This is a genomic window from Pseudonocardia sp. ICBG601 (assembly GCF_020496245.1).
This window is the reverse complement of sequence record NZ_JAHLJA010000258.1, coordinates 1-3,699: the sequence shown is the minus strand read 5'-3', so window position 1 is coordinate 3,699 and position 3,699 is coordinate 1. Positions and strand designations below refer to the sequence as shown.

Annotated in this window: 2 protein-coding genes and 2 pseudogenes; 2 read left to right on the top strand and 2 right to left on the bottom strand. The window is 73.2% G+C overall.

Annotation, left to right across the window (positions count from 1 at the left end; translation table 11 throughout):
- Positions 1-399 (top strand): M23 family metallopeptidase (locus KPL57_RS64660; protein WP_226359397.1); only part of this gene is annotated, 399 nt, incomplete at its 5' end.
- Positions 400-503: 104 nt separating this feature from the next.
- Here KPL57_RS64660 and sthA read toward each other — a convergent pair.
- A pseudogene (sthA, locus tag KPL57_RS64655) lies at positions 504-1,904 on the bottom strand (Si-specific NAD(P)(+) transhydrogenase); the annotation flags it as partial.
- 18 nt (positions 1,905-1,922) lie between these two features.
- Between sthA and KPL57_RS73755 the strand changes: the two are divergent.
- A pseudogene (locus KPL57_RS73755) lies at positions 1,923-3,538 on the top strand (DUF4192 family protein).
- Here KPL57_RS73755 and KPL57_RS64645 read toward each other — a convergent pair.
- The coding region (locus KPL57_RS64645; RefSeq protein ID WP_226359396.1) for a FeoA domain-containing protein at positions 3,438-3,699 on the bottom strand (262 nt) is incomplete at its 5' end. The pseudogene KPL57_RS73755 and the gene KPL57_RS64645 overlap by 101 nt on opposite strands.

Sequence of the window (3,699 nt, the reverse complement as noted above, 5' to 3'; positions counted from 1 at the left end):
CCCGCGATCTCGATCGGAGGCGGCATCAAGATGATCTCCGGGCCGGTCACGTCCGGGTTCGGCGGTCGCTGGGGGACCACCCACCAGGGCATGGACATCGCCGCGCCGATCGGCACGCCGATCCACGTGCCCGAGGGCGGCACCGTGATCAGCGCAGGCCCGGCCAGCGGCTTCGGCCTGTGGGTCCGCGTCCAGCACCCCGACGGCACGATCACCGTCTACGGGCACATCAACCGGTTCTTCGTGAAGGTCGGGCAGAAGGTCAACGCGGGCGACGTCATCGCCGAGACCGGCAACCGCGGCCAGACCACCGGCCCGCACCTGCACATCGGCGTGATGGTCGGCGGCAAGTACGTCGACCCGAAGCCGTGGCTCGACCAGCACGGCATCGGGTACTGACGCGTCAGCGGGCGCTGACGTCGCTCACCCGTGATCTCGGCCCCCGCGTCGGTGGGCTCGGGAGCGGGCCCCGGCTCCGCGCTGACGGTGGCCACCCGCTCGCCCGTGAGCTGCGCGAGCGCCCGCATCTTGTTCGTGACGTCCAGCGCCGCGACCTTGTACGCCTCGGAGAGCGTCGGGTAGTTGAGCACGGTGTCGACCAGGTAGTCGACCGTGCCGCCGCAGCCCATGATCGCCTGCCCGATGTGCACGAGGTCGGTGGCGCCCGACCCGAACACGTGGGTGCCCAGCAGCTTCCCGTCCTCGGTCGAGACGAGCAGCTTCAGCATCCCGTACGAGTCGCCGACGATCGCGCCGCGCGCGAGCTCCTTGTACCGCGACACCCCCACCTCGTAGGGCACCGCCGCCGAGGTCAGCTCGGCCTCGGTGCGGCCGCAGTAGGAGATCTCCGGGATCGTGTAGATGCCGATCGGCTGCAGCTCCTGCAGGTCGCGCACCGGCTCGCCGAACGCGTGGCAGGCGGCGATGCGCCCCTGGTCCATGCTCGTCGCGGCGAGCGCCGGGAAGCCGATGACGTCGCCGACGGCGAAGACGTGCGGCACCGACGTGCGGTACTGCTTGTCGACCGTGATCCGGCCCCGCTTGTCGGCCTCGATGCCCGCCTTGTCGAGGTCCAGCGCGTCGGTCACGCCCTGGCGGCCCGCCGAGTACATGACCATGTCCGCGGCGATGCGCTTGCCGCTGGCCAGGCTCGTCACCGTGCCGTTCGGCGCGACCTCCACGGAGGCCACCTCCTCGCCGAAGCGGAACGTCACGCCCTGGTCGCGCAGGTGGAACTTGAGCGACTCGACGACCTCGGGGTCGCAGAAGTCGAGCATCTGCGGCCGCTTCTCCACGACCGTCACCTTGGTGCCGAGCGCGGCGAACATCGACGCGTACTCGATGCCGATGACACCGGCGCCGACCACGACGAGCGATCCCGGCACCCGCTTCAGCGCCAGAACGCCGTCGGAGTCGATGACGTGGTCGTCGTCGAACTGGACGGTGGAGGGGCGCGCGGGGCGCGTGCCGGTGGCGATCACGATGTTCGCGGCCGTCACGGTGCTGTGGTCGCCGCGGTGCTCGCCTTCGACGACCACCGTGTGGTCGTCGGTGAAGCGCGCGGTGCCGGTGAGGATGTCGACGTGGTTGCGCAGCAGCTGGTTGCGCACCACCTCGACCTCCTGACCAACCACGTGCTGGCAGCGGGCGAGCAGGTCGGCGATGGTGATCTCGGACTTGACCCGGTAGCTGGCGCCGTACATCTCCCGTTGGGCGAACCCGGTCAGGTACAGCACGGCCTCGCGCAGCGTCTTCGACGGGATCGTGCCGGTGTTGACGCAGACGCCGCCCATCATCGACCGGCGTTCGGCGACGGCCACCTTCTTCCCGAGCTTGGCCGCGGCGATCGCCGCCTTCTGGCCACCCGGTCCGGAGCCGATCACCAGCAGGTCGTAGTCGTGCATCAGGCCTCCGTCGAGGAGATGGTGGGGGTCGCAGGACAGCGTCGTGGTCGTGGCCGTCCGCGGCAAGCCGCGCAGGCTAACTCCGTGGTACGACAGTTCGACGGATCGGCGACGAACCGTCCACACCGGGCACCCCCGTCACCCGTTCGCGCGCCGTCCCGACCCACCTGTCCACAGCCCGCTCCGTCACCCCGGCCCGCTGTCGCACCTCCGGTCCATCCTGCGGTCATGCCTCTCCACCACCCCCGTCCCGCTGCCCGCAACCTGTCGCCGATGGTCGTCCGGCGCCCGCCCAGCAGCCGTCCCGTCCAGGGCGGAGCACCTGCGGGCCCCGCCGAGTTCACGGCGCACGCCGTCGGTGATCTCGTCGCCGCACTGCCGGCTCTGCTCGGTTTCCACCCCGAGGAGTCCGCCGTGCTGGTGTCGACGCGGACGGGAGGAGGAGCGCGCGGAGACGGCCGCCGACGAGTCGGTCTCGTGGTCCGCGGCGACCACCCACCGCCGTCGGAGTGCGCGGCGCCGCCACCGTGCGCGGCGGCGGAGCTGCTCGCCGACGGGCTCATGCACGATCCACCCGAGCTGGCCGTCGTCGTGCTCGTCGGCGGCGAGCCACCCGGCCCACCGAGCGGCGTCGACCGCTACCGGGCGCTCGCCGAGCACCTGCGCGTCGCGCTCGACGCCCGCGGCGTGCCCGAGCACGTCGTGGTGTGGGCGGCGGGCACCCGGGCGGGCGACCGGTGGTCGTGCCTCGGCGCGTGCGCGTGCACCGGCGAGGTGCCGAACGCCGCAGCGGCCGAGGTCGCGGCAGGTGCCGCGGTGACCGGTACCGTCGTGTACGCCGACCGGGCAGAGCTGCGCGCCCTCGTCACGCCCACCGACCCCGCAGCGGTGCGTCGGCGCGAGCGCAGGCTCGCCGAGCTCGTGGGGGAGGCGGGTCGCGCGGGGGCCGAGGAGGTCTCGCCGCCCGTGGTGTCCGACCCGACCGAGGGCACGCTCCTGCTGGAGGGTGCGATCGGCGAGGCGACGAGCGATGGCGTCCGGCTGGACGACTCCGGGTGATCGCGCTGGTCACGGCGCTCGCCCTGCGTCCGGTGCGGGACGCGATGCTCTACCTCATGGCGTCGCACGGCCGGTCCGACACCTCGGCCGCGGCGGCCGAGCAGCTCTGGGCCGCGCTCACCCGCGAGGCGCCCGACCCCGAGGCGGCCGAGCCGGCCGCGCTGCTCGCCGCGTCGGCGCTGCTGCGCGGCGACGGCGCGCTCGCGAACGTCGCGCTCGACCGCGCCGAGCAGGCGTGGCCGGGGCACCAGTTCGCCCGGATGCTGAGAGCGATCGTCGAGCGCGGGATCCGTCCGGACGTCTTCCGGACCGCCTGCTCTTCGAAGCGGAAGACCGGTGAGCGCCCCGACCGGCACGACGGTGCACCAGGCGGGGCAGCTGCTCACGTCCAGCGGCCGCGGGCTGCGTCGCACCGCGGGACGTGCTCGATCAGGGCGGAGCGCCGCGACCGCGGCCGGACCACCCGTGAGCGGGTCAGCTCGCGCGCACCAGCACCGCGTGCGCGATCAGCGGAGCGACGGTCGAGGGCTCGGTGCCCGCGCCCGCCACGGGCACGGCGTCGCCGAACCGCGTGATCGCCGAGACCTGCACCCCCTGACCGGGCACGATGCCCGCGCTCTTGAGGTCGGCCATCAGGTCGGCGTCGTTCTGCACGTGCTCGGCGATGCGCCGGACCTCGACGGAGCCCCCGCCGCGGCGGGCGAACTCGTCGAGGCGCTGGAGACCGGCCTCGGGC